This window comes from Carbonatibacter coralli, assembly GCF_039592655.1.
In the GTDB taxonomy this organism is placed as follows: Bacteria; Pseudomonadota; Alphaproteobacteria; order Kiloniellales; family Kiloniellaceae; genus Carbonatibacter; species Carbonatibacter coralli.
The window spans coordinates 189,429-211,596 of the sequence record NZ_JBBUTJ010000003.1 but is presented as its reverse complement, the minus strand read 5'-3'; the positions used below and the strand labels follow the sequence as shown (position 1 = coordinate 211,596).

General features: G+C 54.4%; 20 protein-coding genes. 19 read left to right on the top strand and 1 reads right to left on the bottom strand.

Annotated features, from left to right (window positions below):
- From AAAH10_RS09385 to AAAH10_RS09375, 3 genes are all read left to right on the top strand, one after another.
- Complete coding sequence (locus AAAH10_RS09385) at positions 1–732, top strand: SDR family NAD(P)-dependent oxidoreductase (RefSeq protein ID WP_343562838.1); 732 nt, start codon at positions 1–3, stop codon at positions 730–732.
- Positions 729–1,463 carry an SDR family NAD(P)-dependent oxidoreductase gene (locus tag AAAH10_RS09380; protein WP_343562836.1) on the top strand — a complete coding sequence of 245 codons (735 nt, stop codon included), beginning with the start codon at positions 729–731 and terminating at the stop codon, positions 1,461–1,463. The genes AAAH10_RS09385 and AAAH10_RS09380 overlap by 4 nt, the downstream gene beginning before the upstream one ends.
- A gap of 115 nt (positions 1,464–1,578) precedes the next feature.
- Positions 1,579–2,187: an HAD family hydrolase gene (locus tag AAAH10_RS09375; protein WP_343562834.1), complete on the top strand. Its 609-nt coding sequence runs from the start codon at positions 1,579–1,581 to the stop codon at positions 2,185–2,187.
- An 80-nt stretch (positions 2,188–2,267) separates the two neighbouring features.
- Here the strand turns inward: AAAH10_RS09375 and AAAH10_RS09370 are convergent, their stop codons facing one another.
- Positions 2,268–2,663, bottom strand: coding sequence for a VOC family protein (locus tag AAAH10_RS09370; RefSeq protein WP_343562832.1), 396 nt, complete (start codon positions 2,661–2,663; stop codon positions 2,268–2,270).
- A 227-nt stretch (positions 2,664–2,890) separates the two neighbouring features.
- On the opposite strand from AAAH10_RS09370, the gene AAAH10_RS09365 reads away from it, so the two are divergent.
- From AAAH10_RS09365 to AAAH10_RS09290, 16 genes are all read left to right on the top strand, one after another.
- The gene (locus AAAH10_RS09365; protein WP_343562830.1) at positions 2,891–4,285 is read left to right on the top strand and encodes a cytochrome ubiquinol oxidase subunit I; all 1,395 of its coding nucleotides are present in this window, start codon (positions 2,891–2,893) and stop codon (positions 4,283–4,285) included.
- Positions 4,282–5,319 (top strand): cytochrome d ubiquinol oxidase subunit II, encoded by a 1,038-nt coding sequence (locus tag AAAH10_RS09360; RefSeq protein ID WP_343562829.1) that lies wholly within the window; start codon positions 4,282–4,284, stop codon positions 5,317–5,319. The genes AAAH10_RS09365 and AAAH10_RS09360 overlap by 4 nt, the downstream gene beginning before the upstream one ends.
- A 141-nt stretch (positions 5,320–5,460) precedes the next feature.
- A complete protein-coding gene (locus tag AAAH10_RS09355; protein ID WP_343562827.1) occupies positions 5,461–6,708 on the top strand; it encodes a lipoprotein-releasing ABC transporter permease subunit in 1,248 nt (415 codons plus the stop codon).
- Positions 6,701–7,408 carry an ABC transporter ATP-binding protein gene (locus AAAH10_RS09350; RefSeq protein ID WP_343562825.1) on the top strand — a complete coding sequence of 236 codons (708 nt, stop codon included), beginning with the start codon at positions 6,701–6,703 and terminating at the stop codon, positions 7,406–7,408. The genes AAAH10_RS09355 and AAAH10_RS09350 overlap by 8 nt, the downstream gene beginning before the upstream one ends.
- 200 nt (positions 7,409–7,608) lie before the next feature.
- On the top strand, positions 7,609–8,133 hold the full coding sequence (locus AAAH10_RS09345) for a LexA family protein (protein ID WP_343562823.1): 525 nt from the start codon (positions 7,609–7,611) through the stop codon (positions 8,131–8,133).
- 4 nt (positions 8,134–8,137) lie between these two features.
- On the top strand, positions 8,138–9,472 hold the full coding sequence (locus AAAH10_RS09340; protein ID WP_343562821.1) for a Y-family DNA polymerase: 1,335 nt from the start codon (positions 8,138–8,140) through the stop codon (positions 9,470–9,472).
- 102 nt (positions 9,473–9,574) lie between these two features.
- Entirely contained in the window at positions 9,575–13,084 is a 3,510-nt protein-coding gene (dnaE, locus tag AAAH10_RS09335) for a DNA polymerase III subunit alpha (RefSeq protein ID WP_343562819.1), read from the top strand.
- Between the two features lie 237 nt (positions 13,085–13,321).
- Positions 13,322–14,053: a response regulator transcription factor gene (locus AAAH10_RS09330; protein ID WP_343562817.1), complete on the top strand. Its 732-nt coding sequence runs from the start codon at positions 13,322–13,324 to the stop codon at positions 14,051–14,053.
- Positions 14,054–14,097: 44 nt separating this feature from the next.
- Complete coding sequence (locus AAAH10_RS09325; protein ID WP_343562815.1) at positions 14,098–15,567, top strand: sensor histidine kinase; 1,470 nt, start codon at positions 14,098–14,100, stop codon at positions 15,565–15,567.
- A gap of 212 nt (positions 15,568–15,779) precedes the next feature.
- The gene (gene rpsB / locus AAAH10_RS09320; protein WP_343562813.1) at positions 15,780–16,565 is read left to right on the top strand and encodes a 30S ribosomal protein S2; all 786 of its coding nucleotides are present in this window, start codon (positions 15,780–15,782) and stop codon (positions 16,563–16,565) included.
- Between the two features lie 247 nt (positions 16,566–16,812).
- The gene (tsf, locus tag AAAH10_RS09315) at positions 16,813–17,736 is read left to right on the top strand and encodes a translation elongation factor Ts (RefSeq protein WP_343562811.1); all 924 of its coding nucleotides are present in this window, start codon (positions 16,813–16,815) and stop codon (positions 17,734–17,736) included.
- Between the two features lie 176 nt (positions 17,737–17,912).
- Positions 17,913–18,656, top strand: coding sequence for a UMP kinase (pyrH, locus tag AAAH10_RS09310; protein ID WP_343562809.1), 744 nt, complete (start codon positions 17,913–17,915; stop codon positions 18,654–18,656).
- A 21-nt stretch (positions 18,657–18,677) separates the two neighbouring features.
- On the top strand, positions 18,678–19,220 hold the full coding sequence (gene frr / locus AAAH10_RS09305; RefSeq protein WP_343562807.1) for a ribosome recycling factor: 543 nt from the start codon (positions 18,678–18,680) through the stop codon (positions 19,218–19,220).
- 170 nt (positions 19,221–19,390) lie between these two features.
- A complete protein-coding gene (gene uppS, locus AAAH10_RS09300; protein ID WP_343562805.1) occupies positions 19,391–20,110 on the top strand; it encodes an undecaprenyl pyrophosphate synthase in 720 nt (239 codons plus the stop codon).
- Positions 20,097–20,930 carry a phosphatidate cytidylyltransferase gene (locus AAAH10_RS09295; RefSeq protein ID WP_343562803.1) on the top strand — a complete coding sequence of 278 codons (834 nt, stop codon included), beginning with the start codon at positions 20,097–20,099 and terminating at the stop codon, positions 20,928–20,930. Before uppS ends, AAAH10_RS09295 begins: the two co-directional genes overlap by 14 nt.
- Entirely contained in the window at positions 20,927–22,099 is a 1,173-nt protein-coding gene (locus AAAH10_RS09290) for a 1-deoxy-D-xylulose-5-phosphate reductoisomerase (RefSeq protein ID WP_343562800.1), read from the top strand. Before AAAH10_RS09295 ends, AAAH10_RS09290 begins: the two co-directional genes overlap by 4 nt.
- The last annotated feature ends 69 nt before the right edge of the window (positions 22,100–22,168 follow it).

Below are 22,168 nucleotides of genomic sequence, written 5' to 3'. Positions count from 1 at the left end.
ATGCGTTTTGAAGGAAAGAAGGTTCTGATTACCGGAGCAGCGGGAGGCATTGGTGCAGAGATGTTGACCCGCTTCCGGGCGGAAGGTGCAAGGGTTGCTGTTGCAGATCGGGAGACCGGGGGACTTGAGGCCGATGCCCTGCTGCCGGGTGACCTGCTGGATCATGCCTATGCGGACAGGCTGCCCGGGGAGGCTGCAAAAGCCTTGGGAGGACTGGACATTGTCATCAACAATGCAGGTGTGATCACAAGGGGAGCAGTGACAGAAACGTCGGATGAGGACTGGTCGCTGTCTGTCGGTGTCAATGTGGAAGCTCCCTTTCGCATCTGCCGGGCCGCCATTCCGATCATGGAGAAGACGGGTGGCGGAGCCATTGTCAACACGGCATCCTGCTGGGGGCTGCGTCCCGGTCCCAATCATGCCCTGTATTGCATGACAAAGGCGGCCATAGCCTCCCTGACGCAATGCATGGGAATGGATCATGCCCACCAGGGGATCCGGATCAATGCTGTCTGTCCGAACGAGGTCAACACACCGATGTTGCGCTCAGGCTTTGCCAGGCGGGGGTTCGATCCTGATTCTGCGGTTGCCGAACTGGGTCGGACTGTTCCGCTGGGGCGCATTGCAGAGCCTGCGGACATTGCCGATGTGGTGCTGTTCCTTGCTTCTGATGAAGCGCGCTATGTTTGTGGTACGCTTCTGGAGGTCAACGGAGGAAAACCGGTATCATGAAACGCTTTGAGGGAAAGGTTGCGCTCGTGACAGGCGGGCGCAGCGGTATTGGTCAGGCGATTGCCAGCCGTCTTGAAAACGAGGGCGCCCGTGTCTTTACTGCACAGCGTGGTGAAGATGACCTTTTCGAAGCCATTCCGGCTGATTTCACGGACCCTTCTGTTCCACAGCAGGTTGTCGATACTGTTCTGGAAAAGGCCGGTCGTCTTGATGTTCTGGTTAACAACGCGGGCATGATGCAGGAAGTTGCTATTGAAGACATGTCTGTTGAAGACTGGCAACGCAATCTGACAGTCAACCTGACCGCACCTTTCCTGATGATCAGAGCAGCTCTGCCTGCCTTGCGTGTTCGGGGTGGTTCCATTGTCAATACCGGGTCTATCGAAGGACTGGGGGCCAATCCGAACCACGCGGCTTACTGTGCCTCCAAGGCGGGTTTGCATGGTTTGACCCGGGCGGTTGCGATTGATCACAGCCATGAGGGCATTCGCTGTAACGCAGTGGCTCCGGGCTGGATTGATACGGAACTCAATATGGATTTTATCGAAGCCATGCCTGATCCGGACGCGTTCAGAAGGGACATCGGGCGTATCCACCCTGTTGGACGTACGGGCAAGCCGGAAGAGGTTGCAGCTCTGGTTGCCTTCCTGTCCGCAGAAGAGAGCGGCTTTATTACGGGGCAGGTGCTTACGGTCGACGGGGGGCGTATGGCCAAGCTCTCCTTGCCCTGAGAAAAACGAACAGCCCCGCAAATGTGAAATATTCTGTAACGGGTGAAACAGTTCTTTTCATGCTCTCTTTTGAGTGTCACAACTTTGTTCAGGTAGAACTTTCAAAAGAGTCATCATGTCTGGCATCCAAAACGTTATTTTTGATATCGGCAATGTTCTGGTCAAATGGGATCCCTATCAGGCCATGACGGACCTGTTTGAGGACAGGGGTGCCATGATGCGGGCCTTGCAGGAGATTGGCTTCTTCGTCTGGAACCACGAGCAGGACCGGGGGCGCAGCTGGGAAGAAGGACTGGCCTGGGCAGAACAGAACCGGCCGGAGCATCTGGAAATCTTCCAGGCCTATGCAGGCAATATCGCAAAAACGTTGCAGGAGCCGGTCGATGGATCGGCAGAGCTGGTACAACGCCTGCTGGCCCGGGGCGTTCGGGTTTTCGGCCTGAGCAATGCACCCCTGATGGCTTTCGATACCATGCTGGAAACGGCACCGGTTCTTTCCAAAATGGAAGATGTTCTCGTTTCAGCACGGGAGTTTATGGTCAAGCCGGACGCAGAAATTTTTGAACTGCTGCTTCAGCGAAATGGCCTTGCTGCCTCGGAGTGTCTTTTTATTGATGACACGGCTGTCAACTGTGAAGCTGCCGAAAGGATCGGGATCAGGGCGCATCGCTTTACTGTCGCCGCTCAGCTGGAAGCTGTGCTGGATGAGCTTGATCTGCTCTAGGCTTTCCTGACAGTTACACGCGATCAAAAACAGAGGCCAGAGAGCCTCTGTTTTTGTATCTGTTGTGGAGTCCTTTGCCCTTACTGGAACCGGCCACCGCGCTGAATGACTTCAATTTTGTAACCGTCGGGATCGGTTGCAAAGAAGAAGCGTCCAACCAGTTCTCCGTCGGGTGCAAAGTCGATGATTTTACCGACATCCAGACCTTTTTTGACCATGTCCGTGTGATGTGCGTCGACATTCCCGACCACCAGCGCCAGATGTCCGTAGCCTTCTCCGAGATCATAGGGTTCCGTACGCCCCTTGTTGAGTGTCAGTTCCAGTTCGAACCCTGTTTCACTGTTGGAGAGGTAGGTGAGGCGAAAGCTTTCAAAATCAAGCTGTTCCGCAACCTCCAGTCCAAAAGCCTTTCTGTACCAGTCAATTGAAGCCTGATCGTCAAGGACGCGGATCATGGAATGCACCATTTTGCTCATATCTGTTTCCTGTTCAAAACAAGTCGCCTTGTCAGATGACACTGCCTTTTCATGTCTGTGTCAAAGACATCAGCTGGTTGGTGGTTTCTTCTCTGCCCAGGGATAAAACCGGAATGTCTGACCCCTGAAGTCAACTTTTTGTCGCAGGGGCTGCCTGTCGCAGGGTAAAATACCCATATCCGTTTTATATAAGTCTGAGAAAAAGGTTCACAAGTCAGGACGGAACCATGGACGCACTTTTGCTGTCGCGCATTCAGTTTGGCGCGAATATATCCTTTCACATTCTTTTCCCGACCATCACCATTGCTCTGGGTTGGGTGCTGCTGTTTTTCAAGCTGCGCTTCAACGCAACAGGTCATGAAAAATGGATGGCAGCTTATCGTTTCTGGGTGAAAATCTTTGCCCTGTCCTTTGCGATGGGAGTTGTCTCCGGTATCACGATGTCGTTTCAGTTCGGGACCAACTGGCCCGGTTTTATGGAAACGGTCGGAAACATCGCCGGACCACTTCTGGCATATGAGGTTCTCACAGCTTTCTTTCTGGAGGCTGTTTTCCTCGGGATCATGCTGTTCGGCTTTTCCAGGGTGCCGGGCTGGCTTCACACCTGGGCGACAGTGCTTGTGGCCTTCGGGACGACCATGTCGGCTTTCTGGATACTGGTTTTGAACAGCTGGATGCACACGCCTGTCGGGTTTGAAATGCGCGATGGTGTTGCCCACGCAACAGACTGGCTGGCAATCATCTTTAATCCTTCCATGCCCTATCGTCTGTCCCACAAGCTTCTGGCCTCCGGCCTGACAGTGGCTTTTCTTCTGGCCGGGATTTCCGCTTTCCGCCTGTTGTTAAGGGACCGCTCGGAGGATGTCAGAGCCGCCTTGAGAACCGGACTGGTGCTGGCAGCCCTGTTGATACCGGTCCAGATCGTTGCGGGTGACATGCACGGCCTGAACACTCTGGAGCACCAGCCCCGGAAAGTTGCTGCGATGGAAGGGAACTGGCAAACTGGCCCGAACAAGCCATTGCTTCTTTTTGCAGTGCCGGATGAGGCGGAGAGAACGAACCATCTGGAGCTCGGTATTCCAAACGGGGCTTCCCTGATCCTGAAGCATTCTGCTGAAGGGATCATTCCGGGGCTTGATGACTTTGTCGCAGAGGACGGCACAGTCCTGCATCCGCCCGTTGCACCTGTTTTCTGGAGTTTCCGTGTCATGGTCGGGACCGGTCTGGCCATGCTGATTGTCAGTTGGGGTGCTCTGTGGCTGCTGTATCGTCGTCGTTCTGTTGAAGAGGGCCTGTCAAAGCCGTGGCTCTACGGGCTTGTGGGCATGACCTTTTCCGGCTGGGTTGCAACGCTGGCAGGCTGGTACACAACCGAAATAGGACGCCAGCCCTGGCTTGTTGATGGTGTGCTCAGCACAGCCGATGCTGTCGGGTCTGTTTCCGGAGGGCTGGTCCTTTCGACCTTGCTGGCCTATCTGGTGATCTATGCCCTTTTGCTGACGGCCTATATTTCCGTGGTCTTTTATCTGGCCCGCAAGGCTGCGACGGGTGATGTTCCCGAAGACACAACTCCACGATCCGTTATCGAGACAGCGCCAAGAGCAGCAGGAGAAGTTCAATGACTGAAGCCCTGATTTTCCTGACGGATCTGTTCGGTGTTGAACCAACGGTTTCCCTGCCGCTGATCTTCGCTGTTCTGCTCGGTATTTCGATCCTGATTTACGTTGCTCTGGATGGCTTTGATCTGGGAGTGGGGCTTTTAAGTCCCCTGGTGCCGGAAGCGGACAGGGATCGCATGGTGGCTTCGATCGGTCCCTTCTGGGATGCGAATGAAACCTGGCTGGTTCTGGCGGTTGGGCTCTTGCTTGTTGCCTTTCCGGCAGCGCATGGGACCATTCTGACGGCCTTGTATCTTCCGGTAGCTGTTTTGCTGATCGGTCTGATTTTGAGGGGAGTTGCCTTTGAATTTCGTGCAAAGGCGCCGCATCATCTCAAGGCACGGTGGGACAAGGCCTTTTTTGCAGGGAGCCTGATGGCTTCCCTGTCCCAGGGGTTCATGCTGGGGCTTTACATCATGGGGCTGGAGTTCACACTTGAAACGGTTCTGTTTGCCATGCTGACAGCGGGAACACTGGCTGTGGCTTACAGCTTCATCGGGGCAACCTGGCTGATCCTGAAAACAGACGGAGCCCTGCAAAGACAGGCTGTTGAGTGGGCTGGTCGGGGGCTCTGGGGCATGGTGCTCGGTTTCGGGGCAATCTCTCTGGCAACACCTCTGGCTTCTCCGCGAATATTCGACAAATGGTTTTCCTTCCCCGAAGCCCTGCTTCTGGCGCCTTTGCCACTGATGTCTGTTGCGATTATTGCCATTCTCTGGCTGGCTCTGAAGCGTTTGCCGTCTTCCACGGACAGCTGGTCGTGGGCACCCTTTGCAGGAGCTGTGATGCTTTTTGTGCTGTCCTTTACCGGGCTTGCCTATTCTTTCTATCCCTATGTCGTGCCGGAGAAAATGACGATCTACGAAGCGGCCTCCTCACCGGAGAGTCTGCTGATCATTCTGGTCGGAGCGCTTTTTGTCCTGCCGGTTATTCTGGGCTATTCCATCCTGTCCTTTGTGATCTTTCGGGGAAAGGCAACCGAACTGCGTTATGATTGATCTGTCAGGGAAAGGGATGACGGGAGCCGGACTCTTTTGTCTCTCTTCACCTTTCCCCTTTCTTTTGCCTTGTTTCTGCTGCACAAGAAGAAACTGAACTTTACATTCGCTGATTTTCAGAAGGCAAAAGGCTGAAATGGCATGATTTTTGGTGCATTTGAGCGCATGGTTGCGGGACGCTATCTGAGGTCCCGACGCAAGGAAGGCTTTATTTCCGTGATTGCCGGGTTTTCGCTGGTCGGGATTGCCCTTGGTGTGGCAACCCTGATCATCGTTATGGCTGTCATGAACGGTTTCAGGCAGGAGCTGCTGTCCCGTATTCTGGGAGTGAACGGGCACCTCGCGGTTTACGGTGTGGCGGGCGAACTGACCAGCTATGAGGATATTCGCGCGCGTGTTGCAGCCATACCCGGAGTTGTTTCTGCAACGCCACAGGTGCAGGGGCAGGTGATGGTGACAGCATCCGGCAAGGCCAATGGTGGTCTCGTGCGGGGAATGTCTCCGGAAGACCTGCGCAGCCGTGCCGTTATTGCCGACAAGATCGATCAGGGAAGCCTTGTGAATTTCGAAGGCGATGATGCGGCTGTGATCGGTTACCGCCTTGCCCAGAGCCTGCGTGTCCAGGTGGGCGATACCATTCGTCTGGTGTCCCCGCAAAGCAATGTCACGGCCTTTGGTTCCGTTCCCCGTTTGAAAACCTTTACCGTCGTTGCAACCTTTGATGTCGGGATGCACGAGTATGACAGCAGCTTCATTTATATCCCGCTGAGTGCTGCGCAGAAATTCTTCCGTCTGCCGGAACGCGTGAACACCGTCGAGGTGTTCCTCAGCGATGCTGATCTGACCTATCCGGTGCGCCGTGCCGTTTCAAAGGAATTCGGGCCTGCCATTCGTACGCTGGACTGGCAGCAGAGCAATGCGAGCTTCTTCAATGCCATCCAGGTTGAGCGCAATGTCATGTTCCTGATCCTGTCGCTGATTATTCTGGTGGCGGTTTTCAACATTGTGTCCGGCCAGATCATGCTGGTGAAGGACAAGGGGCGTGATATCGCCATCCTGCGAACCATGGGAGCAACCAGCGGGATGATCCTGCGGATTTTCTTCCTGTCCGGTGCATCCATCGGGGTGATCGGCACGCTGGTCGGTTTCGGGCTGGGTCTGGCCTTTGCCGAGAACATCGAGACAATCCGCCAGTTCCTGCAGGGGTTGACGGGCACCGAGCTTTTTAACGCGGAAATCTATTTCCTGTCCCAGCTGCCTGCCGAGGTTGATCCGGCCGAGGTGGTGCAGGTTGTTGGCATGTCACTCTTTTTCTCGTTCATTGCACCCATTTTCCCGGCACTGCGTGCTGCACGTCTCGATCCGGTGGAGGCCCTGCGCTATGAATAGGATTGCAGAGAAAGGAAAGGCTGCTGTTGCCGGGCTTGAGCTGGTGGATGTCGTCAAGACCTATCAGCAGGGCAAGAGAACCCTTCACGTTCTGGACAAGGTCAACCTGTCACTTGAGAGCGGTCAGGCCGTTGCTCTGATCGGTCCTTCCGGTGCAGGCAAGTCGACACTCCTGCAGATCGCCGGTCTGCTGGAACAGCCTGATGCCGGGGAAATCCTGGTCAAGGGTGTTGCTGTGTCCGGAAAAGGGGATGCCCATCGCACGGCCCTGCGCAGAACGGGGATCGGGTTTGTCTATCAGTATCACCATCTTCTGCCGGAGTTTTCCGCACGGGAAAATGTGATCCTGCCCCAGATGATCAACGGGAAAAGCCGCAAGGTTGCGGGGGAGCGTGCAGACTATCTGCTGGACCTTGTTGGTCTGGCCGAGCGTGGAAGCCATCGCCCTGCAGAGCTTTCCGGGGGAGAGCAGCAGCGGACTGCCATTGCGCGGGCCCTTGCAAATGATCCGGCTGTGTTGCTGGCGGATGAACCGACAGGAAACCTTGATCCGGAAACCTCGGAACGGGTGTTTGATCTGCTGATGAAACTGGTCCGCACAGAAGGTCTGTCTGCCTTTATTGCCACACACGATCACACCCTTGCCAGACGTATGGACCGCGTTTTGCATTTCGAGGGTGGCAAAGTGGTTGAGGGCTAGAAGACTGGAAGTTCGGGTAATCCGGATGCATCATTCCTTTTCTGATCCCTTTGAGAGAGTCCGGATTTCCGGGCTCTTTTTTGTTTCTCCCTATCGACAAGTCGAATATTCAAGTTGCACTATTTAACAAATGTTCCTATTTTGTTCCCGTTGTGCGTTGCGGCCTTCCAAGGCCATTGGGAGAGAAGAGGAATAATCTGATGTCAAGCTTGCTGGTGGTGTCAGAAGGTTCTGTTCCGGCGGGTTTCCCGTCTCCGTCGGATGACTATCTGGAAACCCGTCTGGATTTGAATCAGCATCTGGTTGCGCATCCTCATGCGACCTTTTTGCTGCGTGCTTCAGGCGAATCGATGATGGGAGCGGGCATTATGCCCGGCGGTCTGCTTGTGGTGGACCGTTCTGTCGAAGCCCGTCACGGTCATGTTGTGGTCGCGGTTGTGGACGGGCAGTTTACGGTCAAGCGCCTGTGGCGCAAGCCTTGCCTCAGGCAGCCGCAATGGCCGCAGGGCGATATCAGGACAGCTTTGCGAAAGGGCGTCGATCTGGACGGTCTTGCCTCGGATGCCTTTGACCCGGATGGGGGAGAGGAGCGCGGCGCTTCGCTGGCCGAGGAAATTCGCCTGATGCCGGAGAATTCCAATTTTGATCCGATTGAAATTTCGGACGCTACAGCCCTGGAAATCTGGGGCGTGGTGACGTATGTCATCAATGATCTGTCGAGGTAAGGCCATGTTTCGGGAGGAAGGCACTTACAGGAAGCGGGCCGAACGCTGGATTGCGCTGGTTGATGTGAACAGCTTTTACGCTTCCTGCGAGCGCCTGTTTCGCCCTGATCTGAAAGGCAGGCCCGTGGTGGTCCTGTCCAACAATGATGGTTGCGTGATTGCCCGCTCGGCAGAGGCCAAAGCGCTTGATATCCCGATGGGAGCACTTTACCACGAATGGAAGGCTGATTTCCGGCGTTTGGGAGTGTCGGTCTTTTCTTCCAACTATCCCCTGTACGGTGATCTTTCCGACCGTGTGAACGATCTCTATCGCCTCTTTACCCCTTCTGTGGAGACCTATTCGATTGACGAGAGCTTTCTGGATCTGGGGCAACTGCCCTTTACGGGAGCGGGACCGCGTGCTCTGGGAGCAGAAATCAGGGGGAAGGTTGCGCGGGATGTCGGATTGCCTGTGTGCGTTGGACTGGGGCCGACAAAAACACTGGCCAAGATCGCCAACCGGGTTGCAAAGACCACACCCGCATTGAACGGAGTGGCCGTTTTGCGGGCCGCAGAGGACTGTGAGCAGACCCGTGTCATTCTCGATCGCATGAGCCTGCAGGAGGTCTGGGGGATCTCCTTTGGCCTGAACAAGAAGCTTGAAGGTCTGGGGCTTTGGTCCGCGCTTGATCTGGCGCAGGCAGACCCGCGGATGATACGCTCCCGCCTGGGGGTGGTGATGGAGCGTATGGTGCGGGAACTGAACGGACTTCCGTGCCTGCAGCTGGAGCAGATTGCCCCTCCACGCAAGGGGATCAGGGTCTCCCGCGGTTTTGGCAAGCGTATCACTGAGCTGGAACCCCTGCAGGCTGCGGTGGCCAACTTTGCAACGCGGGCAGGGGAAAAACTTCGGGCCGACAGGCGGGCGGCTTCCGTTTTGTCTGTCTATCTGCGCACCAGTCCGCATGAGGGGCTGGATCAGTATCGCAGAGCGGCCTCGGTCGGCTTTCCCGAGGCAACCAGTGACACAGCCCGCTTGATACAGGCTGCCCAGCACTGTCTGTCACAGCTTTACAAGCCGGGGCTGCGCTATCAGAAAACAGGGGTTTTTCTGCATGAACTGGTCGACCAGAGTGCGATCCAGCACAACCTGCTTTCTCCGGAAAACACACTGGTGCGCTCTGAGACACTTCGGAACCGCGAAGGTTTGATGCTGGTTCTGGATCAGATCAACAACCGCTTTGGGCAGGATACCCTGCGCTATGGCAGTTCGACCTTCAATGATGCCTGGCGCATGCGCCGCGCACTGGTTTCTCACGCCTGTACAACGCGTTGGGACGAGTTGATCGAGGTGGATTAGAAGAGGAGAAAATACGAACAGGGCAGACCGTTGAAACACGATAACGCCTTGTCACCGTTCGCACCTCTTTGTAGAACAGAGTGAGAAGAACAAGAGGCATCCATGGGTTATTCCAATTTCGTACATCTGCGCGTGCACACGGCTTACTCTCTGTCGGAGGGGGCGATCAAGGTCAAGGATCTGATCAAGGCCTGTGCGGAACAAAAGATGCCTGCGGTTGCTGTGACCGACAGCAACAACATGTTTGGCGCGATGGAGTTTGCCTCGACGGCTGCCGGCGAGGGTGTGCAGCCTGTTATGGGCACACAGTTGATGGTCGCTGCAAAGGAGCGCTCGGCCAGTACTGCGGGGTTGCCCGGGCAGTCCAGGCAGGTTGCCGAGCAGTTGATCCTGCTGGTTCAGAGCGAGAAGGGCTATCAGAATCTGATGGTTCTGATTTCCCGTGCCTTTATGGAAACCGAGCCGGGAGAGACGCCCTATGTGCTCCTTGATGCCCTGGCGGAGCACAGCGAGGGGCTGATCGCCCTGACTGGCGGTCCTGCAGGCGGTGTGGGAACGCGTCTGCTGAACAATCAGGACGGGGAAGCGGAGAGCTTTTTGCTGCGCCTGAAGGACATCTTCGGGGATCGTCTCTATGTCGAGTTGATGCGCCACGGTCTGCCGGAAGAGCAGGAGATTGAGGAGCGCCTGCTGGACCTGGCCTACAAACATGACATTCCGCTGGTGGCGACAAACGAGGCCTTCTTTATGGACGAGGGGATGCACGTTCCCCACGATGCCCTGATCTGTATCGCGGAAGGCACCTACATGTCGGTGGGCGATCGTCGTCGTCTGACACGGGAGCACAGTTTCAAATCCGCACAGGACATGACACGGCTGTTTGCCGATATTCCGGAAGCCATTCAGAACACACTGGTGATTGCGCAGCGCTGCAGCTGGTTTATCGAGCCGATCGCCCCCATTCTGCCACCCTTTGACTGTGAGGGCGGGCGAAGCGAGGTGGATGAACTGCGGGCCCAGTCGGAGGACGGTCTGCGCAACCGTCTGGAAGCCCATGTCTTCACGCCGGATATGGACGAGGCCAAACGCGAGGAAGTGGCAAAGGCTTACTGGGATCGTCTGGAATATGAGCTGGGTATCATTGTTCAGATGGGCTTTCCCGGTTACTTCCTGATCGTTGCGGACTTTATCAAGTGGGCCAAGGAGCATGACATCCCCGTCGGTCCCGGCCGTGGTTCCGGTGCGGGTTCGGTTGTGGCCTGGGTTCTGACCATCACCGATCTTGATCCCCTGCGATGGGGGTTGCTGTTTGAGCGCTTTCTCAATCCCGAGCGTGTGTCCATGCCCGACTTTGATGTCGACTTCTGCCAGGACAACCGGGAAAAGGTGATCAACTACGTTCAGAAAAAGTACGGGCACGACAAGGTGGCCCAGATTATTACCTTTGGTAAGCTGCAGGCCCGTGCGGCCCTGCGTGATGTGGGGCGTGTCCTGCAGATGCCCTATCCGCAGGTGGATCGCCTTTGCAAACTGGTTCCGAACAATCCGGCAAAACCAACGCCTCTGCATCAGGCGATTGCCGAAGAGGTGGGGCTGAGAGAGGCGGCGCGGCAGGATGAAGCCGTGGCAAGCCTGCTGGATATCGGTCAGAAGATCGAGGGTCTCTACCGCCATGCCTCCACCCACGCGGCAGGGGTGGTGATCGGAGACCGTCCGCTGGATCAGCTTGTTCCCCTGTATCGTGATCCGCGTTCCGATATGCCCGTGACGCAATACAACATGAAGTTTGTCGAGCAGGCAGGACTGGTCAAGTTTGACTTTCTGGGGCTGAAGACGCTGACAGTGCTGGAGCGGGCCTGCAAGTTTATCCGGGACAGCGGCACCGAGATGGACCTGAGCACGGTGGCACTGGATGATGTCCCATCCTACGAACTGATGGGGCGTGGTGAGACCGTGGGAGTGTTCCAGCTTGAATCCACGGGGATGCGGGATGTTCTGCGCCGGATGAAACCGGACCGTTTCGAGGATATCATTGCGGTGGTCTCGCTCTATCGTCCGGGACCAATGGAAAATATTCCAAGCTATGTGCGTCGTAAAAAGGGCGAGGAAGTTCCGGATTACATGCACCCTCTGATCGAGGAAATTCTGAAGGAAACCTACGGCATTATCATCTATCAGGAGCAGGTGATGCAGATTGCCCAGACACTGGCCGGCTATACGCTGGGTGGTGCGGATCTGTTGCGCCGTGCGATGGGTAAGAAAATCCAGGCCGAGATGGACAAGCAGCGCGTTATCTTCGAGGAGGGCGCGGCAGCCAATGGTGTGGATGCGAAGAAATCCAACGAAATCTTCGATCAGGTGAACAAGTTCGCCGGCTATGGTTTTAACAAATCCCACGCAGCGGCCTATGCGCTGGTGGCCTATCATACCGCCTATCTCAAGGCCAACTATCCGGAAGAGTTCATGGCTGCAACCATGACCTACGATATGGCCAACACCGACAAGTTGAATATATTTCGTCAGGAACTTCAAAGGCTTGAGATTCCTCTTTTGCCACCTGACATTAACAAATCCTTTGCCGAATTTACCGTTGAGGTGAACGGGGAAGGTATCAAGGGTGTGCGCTATGCGCTGGCCGGGTTGAAGAATGTCGGTGAGGCTGCGATCAAGACCATTACAGAAGAGCGTGAAGCCAATGGCCCTTTCCGGGATCTTGTTGATTTCGTTTCCCGCGTTGATCCTCGTTCGGTGAACAAGCGTCTGGTTGAGAACCTGGCCAAGGCTGGTGCCTTTGACGAGTTGAACGGCAACCGCCAGCAGATCTTCATGGGCGCGGAGAACATTGTCAGAAACATTTCGACCGCAGCTCAGGAACGCAATTCGGACCAGGTTTCTCTCTTTGGCGGAGGTGGCGGGGAGTCCATGGTGAAACTGGCCCTGCCAAAGGTCAATGACTGGCCGGATCTGGACCGGTTGCGTCAGGAGTTTGATGCCGTCGGATTTTATCTGTCAGCCCACCCGATTGACACCTATGGTCAGGTCATTCGACGTTTGAAGGCGATCTCTGTCGAAAAGATTGTCGAGGAGGCAAAAAAGAAGCGCTCCTGTTCGGGCAAGGTGGCTGCGATTGTTCTCGGGCGTCGGGAGATGACCTCCAAACGGGGGTCCAAGTTTGCCTTTGTGCAGTTCTCCGATGCGACGGCAAGCTTTGAAGCCATGATGTTTTCTGAAATCCTGCTGCAATCGCGTGAACTGCTGGACAGTGGGCAGCCGGTTTTGCTAACTGTAACCGGAGAGATGAAGGGGGATGCCGATGAACCCCGTTTTCAGGTGCAGGCCATCACCTATCTTGATGAGGCGGCTTCGAACACCGATGTTGGTTTGAGCATTTCCCTGACGCAGACAACGCCGGCAGGAGCCGTTTCCTCATTGCAGTCCATCAAGGATATTCTCGACAAGTATGCGGTTCCTGGCAAGGGGCGTATTTCGGTGACGGTGGTGACAGAGCAGCAGGAAACCGTTGAGCTTGAGCTGCCCAAGTCCTATTCGATTTCCCCGCGTCTGAGGCAGGCGATCAAGGCACTTGATGCCATTGAACTTGAGGAAATCTGAAGGGATTTCTCCTCCCGGTGGAAACAGCAGCAAACAGAATTTCGACCAGCTCTTTTTCGGGAGAGTAAGTATCACTCTCAATTTGTTTAAGCAAATTGAGCTAAAAAAGTGATGTATTATGCTGTATTAATTTGTTTTTTTCAGATCGGTCGTTTGAATATCCTGTTTTTGTAATATAGACTGGCTCATAGTTTTCTTTTGGGGACACCGGAATATCGGTGAAAAGGAATGGTAGCTATGAATGCAAACAAAGGGGCCGTGGCCATTCTGGAGGATGACCATGGTTTGCGTCGTGACCTGAATGATTTCTTCCGCTTGCGGGGAGTCGAGGTTTTTGCCTGTGACAACGGTACAGACTTCAGCAGGATTGTGCTGGAGCGACAACCGGAAGTTTTGATTGTTGACGTCCTGCTTGGAGAAGAGAACGGCCTTGATATCGTCAGGGATCTTCGTTCGGATGGCTATGAAGGCGGGATTGTCGTCCTGACGGCTCTGGATGACACGCAGACTGCCGTTGCCGGTTACAACAGCGGCGCAGACATTTATCTGAGCAAGCGATCCGATCTTCTGGTGATTGAAGCCTGCTATCGCCGTCTGGTGAGCCGTAGCGCCGAACATCAGGGCATCAGGGAGGAAAGGGTGGACTGGGTTCTGGACATCCTAGCACGCGAATTGCGAACACCTGCCGGAGCCTCTGTCAGTCTGACAGGAAAGGAACAGGAGGTTCTGCTGTGCCTGATGGACAAGCCCGGCGAGGTTATCGAACGGCAAAATCTGGTGGCTGCCGATGTTCGCTATCTGACACCGGCAATTGAACGCCGCGTGGATTCTGTGATTTGCAGATTGCGCAAGAAGGTAAAATCCCTGTCCGGGAATGATGTGCCGGTTGAAAAGGTTTACGGGCGTGGCTATTCCTTTGCCAGCACGGCGAAGGTTGTTGGCATACTTGACGTGGCAGCTGCTGAATAGCAGGATGCCAGCTTGCTGATGTGAGGACCGGAGCCCTTGAATAGATGTTGAACCTGTGGCTGGATTTGGGGGTTTCGGCGGTTATCCTCGTTTTTGGAATTGTGCTGCTATATGCCTGCTACAGCTTCCTGACGATGTTGCGGGGGCAGGCCGATGAACCCTCTATTGTGTGGTGGCTGTCCAGCTTTGCGACACTGGCTGTGGGATGCTTTGCCATTGTTGGTCGTTACGAGTTGATACCCGAGAGCTTCTCTGTTGTCCTCACAAATCTGGGGCTTCTGTTCGCCCCGGCATTCTACTGGACGGCTGCGCGGGTCTTCTTCAGAAAGAAAACATCTCCGTGGCTGACCTTTGGCGTGCCTGCCCTTTTCATGATCCCCGTGCTTTATTTCACCTTCTGGGTGCCCTCAATCTATCATCGCAGTTTTCTGGATCATCTTGTTCTGTTGATCTTTTCCTGTGCTCTTGTTTACGAGTTTATGCAGCCGGCGAACCAGAAGCTGTTGCCCCGGGGTACTGATTTTACGGTTGTTCTGCTTGTCCTTTTCATGGTCCTGCTGTCTGCCTTTCTGGCGGTGTACTGTGTCGTTCTGCCCTGGGATATTTTTTCGGGAACTCTGGCCGAGCATGAAGCCTACCTGTTGAAGGCCAACTGGATTATGGGTTTCCTGGCGATCAGCTTTCTGGCTTTCTCCATGATTGGCCTGATTTTTGGCCGTCAGCAGGAAAAGCTCTCGGACTTGCTGAAGAAGGAACAGGAAACCCTGCGGGAAAAGAGAGCGCTTTTGCTGACACTCTCCCATGAAATCCGGAACCCTCTGGCCGCAATTGACCGCTCTGCCCAGTTGATGGAGTTGCGCGACGAGATGGAGCAGGGACAGGAGGAGAGCAGACAGGGGCGTCATCTCAGGCCTTCGCTGATGCAAATCAGGGAAAGAGTGCTCCATCTTCATGACCTGATGGACAGCCTGCTGAAAAAGGAACGTCTGGAAAATGCGAATTCCGGAAACTCTCCGGCGACTGTGACACTTGAAGAGCTTTGGGAAAAGGTCAGGCTGGATATCAGGGACAGCCGGGATTTGCAGCGGGTTCGTTTTCTGGCCGAGGCAAGCAGGGCGACCGAGATTGTCTGTTACCGGACGGAACTGGTTCTGGCTTTGGCAAACCTTTTGAAAAATGCACTGAAATATTCTGATGATGATCAGGAAGTGCGTCTGGATTTCTTCGAGAACGAGACCTACTGCGAGTTTACGGTTCTGGACTACGGTATCGGTATTCCCGAAGCTGATGTGCCCAATGTTTTCCGGGAATTTTTCAGGGGAGGGAACACCCGGACGATCGATGGTACAGGGCTGGGGCTTTCTGTCGTTGCCTGGGTTGCGCGCCTTCACAAGGGAAGCGTGGATTGCCAGAGTGAAGAGGGGCAGGGAACTGTCTTTTCAATCAGGTTCCCCAAAAGCACGCCGGAACAGTTGGTCCGGGACGGGGAAATCCTGATGGAGGCGACAGCCTGAAGCTGATCCGGCCGGGAAGTGTAAAGAGAGATCCCGATGGATAAAAAAGGCTTGCAATCCGTTTGCTGAAAGGGTAAGACCCGCACATTCAAAACACACGCAAACCTGTGATCCTGCCGAAGGATCATGATTTCGGTGTTGCTCCTGGTCCCCGGGACTGGAAGCAATATGTGGTTTGCGGAGGTTCAACCGGAAGAAAAAGGCATAGAGAAATGGCACTTCCTACATTTACAATGCGTCAGCTGCTTGAAGCTGGTGTTCACTTTGGTCACACAACACGCCGTTGGAACCCGAAGATGGCTCCGTACATCTTTGGCGAGCGCAACAACGTACACATCCTTGATCTGCAACAAACTGTTCCTCTGCTGCACAAAAGCCTGACTTTCGTGCGCGAGATCGTTGCCGGTGGTGGCCGTGTTCTGTTTGTCGGTACAAAGCGTCAGGCTTCCGAGCCTCTGGCTGAAGCTGCAAAACGTTGTGGTCAGTACTACGTGAACCACCGTTGGCTCGGCGGTATGCTGACCAACTGGAAAACTGTTTCCAACTCTATTCGTCGTCTGCGCGAACTGGAAGAAATTCTGGACGGTGACCAGTCCGGTCTGACCAAGAAAGAACTGCTGAACCTGACACGTTCCCGCGACAAGCTGGAGCTGGCTCTGGGCGGTATCAAGGAAATGGGTGGCATTCCTGATGCGATCGTTGTGATCGACACAAACAAGGAACACCTCGCAATTGCAGAAGCTGTTAAACTCGGCATTCCTGTTGTTGGCATTCTTGACTCCAACTCTGATCCTGCAGGTGTGACATTCCCGGTTCCGGGTAACGACGATGCCGTTCGCGCGATCGCGACCTATTGTGATCTGTTCGCTGATGCCGTTATCGACGGTCTGCAGGCTGAACTGACCGCTTCCGGTGCCGATCTGGGTGAAGCGGAAGATGCTGGTGAGCAGCTGCCTGCTGCGGAAGAAGCTTCTGCTGAAGAAGCTGCCCAGGCTTAAGGTCGCCAAATGATTGCCCGGACATATCACATGCACGGGTGAGCACAGGTTTTTGAAACGGCGACTTTCCATGAAGGTCGCCGTTTTGTTTAAAGTCGTATGCAGGAAGACAGGGCTCCGGGACTGGTGGTTCCAATAAAAGGCTCCCTTGTCGATTTTTCGTAAGAAAAAACCTGTAAGAGATAGGGCAGAGTGACCCCGGTGTATGAGGGGCTCTGTTGTAACGTCTATTTGAAGAGTGAAAAGAATGGCTCAGATTACTGCTGCTCTCGTTAAGGAACTGCGTGAGAAATCCGGCGCAGGTATGATGGATTGTAAAAAGGCTCTGGCTGAAGTCGACGGCAACATTGAAGAAGCTGTTGACTGGCTGCGCAAGAAAGGTCTTGCGACTGCTGCGAAAAAAGCGGGCCGTGTTGCTGCTGACGGTCTGGTTGCCGTTGCTTCCGAAGGCACGAAAGGTGCTGTTGTTGAAGTAAACGCTGAAACTGACTTCGTTTCCCGTAACGAACAGTTCCAGGGCTTTGTTTCCAAGGTTGCTTCCCTGGCTCTGTCCACAGGTGGTGATCTGGATGCGCTGACAGCTTCCGAATACGAAGGTGGCAAGTCTGTTGCAGACACACTGACAAACCTGGTTGCGACAATCGGCGAGAACATGAGCATCCGTCGCACTTCCGTTCTGGAAGTTTCCAGCGGTGCCGTGGCGTCCTACGTTCACAATGCAACTGCTCCTGGCCTGGGTAAAATCGGTGTTCTGGTTGCTGTTGAGTCAACCGGTGACGCTGCGAAGCTGGAAGCGTTCGGCAAGCAGGTTGCAATGCACGTTGCCGCTGTGAACCCGCTGGCTCTCGACCGTGATTCTGTCAGCGCCGAAGAGCTGGAGCGCGAGCGTCAGGTTCTGATCGATCAGGCTGTTGCTTCCGGCAAGCCGGAAGAAATTGCAAAGAAAATGGTCGAAGGCCGTATTCGCAAGTACTACGAAGAAAACTGTCTGCTGGAGCAGACATTCGTAATCGATGGCGAAAACGCTGTTGGCAAGGCTGCTGAAAACCTCGGCAAAGAGCTGGGTGCAGAGGTGAAAATCACTGGTTACCTGCGCTTCCTGCTGGGTGATGGTATCGAGAAGAAAGAAGAAGACTTCGCTGCTGAAGTTGCTGCTACTCTCGGTCAGTAAGGCATTTGCAAAAGGCCGCGTTTCGGAACGTACTTCCGTGCGCGGCCTTTTGCGCGTCTGCTTTTTGGAGTATTAAGGCAAAGAGCAGTTATAAAGTTATTTGTTTGTAGATCGCGTCCTGTTTGATCTGCTGTCCGGCTGGGCAGCCTGTGAGGAAATGAATGAAGGAGCTGACCGTGTCAGACGTGCAAAACTCTCAAGAACCCAAAAAATACAAACGTGTTTTGCTGAAGCTTTCCGGTGAGGCCCTGATGGGATCCGGTCAGTTCGGTGTCGATCCGGAGACGGTCAACCAGATTGCCGAGGATATCAGGGAAGTGGTCGACAGCGGGGTGCAGGTTTGTGTCGTCGTTGGTGGCGGCAACATTTTCCGCGGACTGTCCGGTGCGGCGTCCGGTATGGAGAGAACCACAGCGGATTATATGGGCATGCTGGCAACCGTAATGAATTCCCTGGCCATGCAGAATGCTCTGGAGCAGCTGGATGTCCCCACGCGCGTCCAGTCTGCCATTCCGATGGATACTGTGGCCGAGCCCTACATCCGCCGTCGCGCAGAGCGGCACATGGAAAAGGGGCGTGTTGTTATCTTTGCGGCCGGTTCCGGGAATCCCTATTTCACAACGGACACTGCCGCAGCGCTTCGCGCCTCTGAAATGAAGTGCGAGATGCTGCTGAAGGGAACAAAGGTTGATGGTGTTTACACAGACGATCCTGTGAAGAACCCGGATGCCAAGCATTACGATCATCTGGATTACAAAAAAGTCCTGACCGATGATTTGCGTGTCATGGATACATCTGCTATTGCCTTGACGCGAGAGAACAATATACCGATAACTGTCTTTTCAATTTACGAAAAAGGGTCTTTTGGCCGCGTGCTGCGCGGTGAGGGCCGGTTTACAACAGTTCAGAGTGAGGGCTAACCCGTGTCTTTCAAGGAACAGATGAGTGACATCAACCGTCGTATGGACGGTGCTATCGAGGCGGTCAAAAAGGATTTTGCCGGTTTGCGGACTGGCCGGGCGTCCACAGCTCTTCTGGAGCCTGTTATGGTTGAAGCCTACGGTTCCTCAATGCCAATGACTTCTGTTGGCACAATCGGTGCTCCTGAAGCGCGTATGCTGACTGTGCAAGTCTGGGACAAGTCGATGGTTGCTGCTGTGGAGAAGGCAATCCGCAACTCCGGTCTGGGGCTGAACCCGTCGCCGGATGGTCAACTGATCCGTTGTCCAATTCCTCCGCTTTCCGAAGAGCGTCGCCAGGAAATGGCAAAAATCGCCGGAAAATATGCCGAGCAGGCACGTGTTGCTGTTCGCAATGTTCGCCGTGATGGCATGGATGAACTCAAGCGTCTTGAGAAAGATGGCGAGATTTCCAAGGACGAGCATCACAGCCTCAGTGACGATGTACAGAAGGTAACGGACGAGCACATCAAGATGATTGATGAGCAGCTCGCCAAGAAGGAAGAGGAGATCATGCAGGTCTGATTCTGCAGGATCACCGGTATTGCGTTAGAGGCTGAGGCTCGTTACATCGTTGCTTCAGCCTTTTCTTCACAAAAGTGCCTCAGGCTATCATCAAAACACCCATTTTGACTTACAGGTTTGTCTGGACTGGTTGTACCGGTCAAAATCCGTGACAGATCAAAGGTTGGAAAATGTCTGAAACTTCTATCCCGAAGCATATTGCCTTCATAATGGACGGCAACGGCCGTTGGGCAAAAGGCCGGGGGTTGCCGCGCGCCATGGGACACCGCAAGGGAGCGGAAGTCCTGCGCGAGGTGATCAGGGCAGGAAGCAGGCTGGGCGTTTCCACCATGACCTTTTACTGCTTTTCTTCCGAGAACTGGAAGCGTCCGGAAGATGAGGTCGAAGGTTTGATGAACCTTCTGCGACGCTACCTCAAAAGTGATCTGGCTGAATTTCACAGCGCAGGGATCAGGCTGAAAATCATCGGCGACCGGGCACCTTTGCCTGAGGATATTGTTCAGTTGATTGAGCAATCCGAAGAGCAAACGGCCGACAATGAAAAGATGACGGTTTGCATGGCGATCAGCTATGGTAGCCGGCAGGAAATCTCTTCTGCGGCGCAGGCTCTTGCCATAAAGGTGCGAGACGGTGTTCTGTCTCCGCAGGATATTACACCGGAAAAAATCGGAGAAGAGCTTTATACTGCAGGGATTCCCGATCCGGATCTTCTGATCCGGACCAGCGGGGAAACGCGGATCAGCAACTTTCTTCTGTGGCAGCTGGCCTATAGCGAAATGGTATTTCTCGATAAATACTGGCCGGAATTCAGCAAGGAAGATCTCTGGTCAGCTGTGGAAGAATATCAAAGACGGGACAGACGCTATGGGGTTGCCCTTGGTACTGCATAATCTCAAAAAAGGCGGTCTTCTGACGCGAACAGCCTCCGCTGTTGTTCTGGCTCCGCTGGCAATTGGCGCACTGTTGCTGGGCAGTCCGTTTCTGGAACTGGTGATCTTTGCAGTTGCCTTTCTGTCCGCCTGGGAATGGTCCGGTCTGTTGTGGGCCTCTGCTCTTGGCCGGACGGCACCCGGGCGGAATGCCTATGCCATGGTAAGCGTTGTCACGTTGACAGTTCTGGCCGGTGTTCTGGGATATTATTCGCAGGCCGTCTGGGTTCTTGCTCTTGGGATTGTGATCCAGATGAGTCTGGCAGCAAACAAGGAAAAGGATCGCGAGCGTTGCAGATGGTATCTTCTGGGTTCTGTCTATATTTCCCTGAGTTGTCTTGCAATTGACTGGCTCAGGGGACTGCCGGAAATCGGTATGGGCAAGGTTATCTGGCTTTTTGCGATTGTCTGGGCGACAGACATTGGCGCTTATTTTGTTGGCAAGACAATCGGAGGTCCGAAAGTTTTGCCAATCATCAGTCCAAACAAAACCTGGGCCGGGCTCTTTGGCGGAATGTTTTTTGCTGCGATCTTCAGCTATGTCATCGGGCGTTACTTTGAGCTGCCGTCTGGAAACCTGGAGCTTCTGGTTATCGGTATGTTGCTTGCCATTATTGCGCAGGCTGGTGACTTCTTTGAATCCTATCTGAAACGCAAGAGTGACAAGAAGGATTCAGGACGTTTGATCCCGGGGCATGGCGGTATTCTGGACCGGATTGACGGGCTGATGGCTGTGTCCATTGTCGTTGCTGCCCTGCAGATTTCGGAACAGCTCCCATGATGCAGAATTCCGGGTGTGTTCAGCGGTCCATTACTGTGCTGGGGGCGACGGGGTCCATCGGAACCAGCACTCTCGATATTGTTGCGCGTCATCCTGAGCGTTTCAGGGTGGAAGCGCTGACCGCCAATGGAAATGCCCGGAAGCTGGCTGAATTGGCTATACGCTTTAATGCGAGCTATGTCGCGCTGTCTGATCCGGCACATTTTTCGATCCTTCAAGAGGCTTTGAACGGGACCGGAATTGAGTGTGCAGCAGGTGTCGAAGCTGTGACAGAAGCTGCACGGCGAAACAGTGACATGGTGATGTCTGCCATTACCGGTTCGGCCGGTTTGGCGCCGACCATGGCAGCGATTGAGCGTGGTTCAAAAATTCTTCTGGCGAACAAGGAGGCTCTGGTTTGTGCCGGTGAGCTGATGAAGAAAGCTGTTCTGGAAAACAGGGCGGTTCTTCTGCCGGTTGATTCCGAACACAGTGCCATTTTCCAGGTTTTTGATGACAAGGGTCGTTCCGGTATTCATTCTCTGGTTCTGACTGCATCCGGCGGACCTTTCCGCGGCTGGACTGCGCAGCAGATGAAGGCTGTGACGCTCAAGGAGGCGCTCAATCACCCGAGATGGTCCATGGGGGCCAAGATCACGGTTGATTCGGCGTCCATGATGAACAAGGGGCTGGAGCTGATCGAGGCTTCCTATCTTTTTGACATGCCTGAAGACAGAATTGATGTGGTGGTGCATCCGCAATCCATTGTGCATTCCATGGTCAATTATATTGACGGCTCGGTGCTTGCCCAGTTGGGAGAGCCTGACATGCGAACACCCATTGCCTATGCGATGGGATGGCCCGAACGGCTCAGAACCCCGGTTGAACCCGTTAGTCTTGCGCGTTTGGGACAATTGACCTTTGAAGAGCCTGATGAGAAAAACTTCCCCTGTCTTGCGCTTGCCAGACAGGCTCTGCGTGCTGGTGGCTCCGCATCCGTTGTCCTGAATGCAGCGAATGAAGTGGCTGTGGATGCATTTTTGAATGAGAGAATTCACTTCCTTGATATTGCCTCATTTGTCGAAGATGCTCTCGCCTCAATACAGCCGGGGGCGTGTTCTTCCATTGATGAAGTAATTTCGTTGGATCGTGAGGTGCGAAACAGCGTGAAAGCATGTATAAAGGCCTGAGACCTTCATAACGAATTGCCTCAGCAGCTGAGGCCACGCGGTGGTTTTCAATTGTTCCGGTGAATTGGT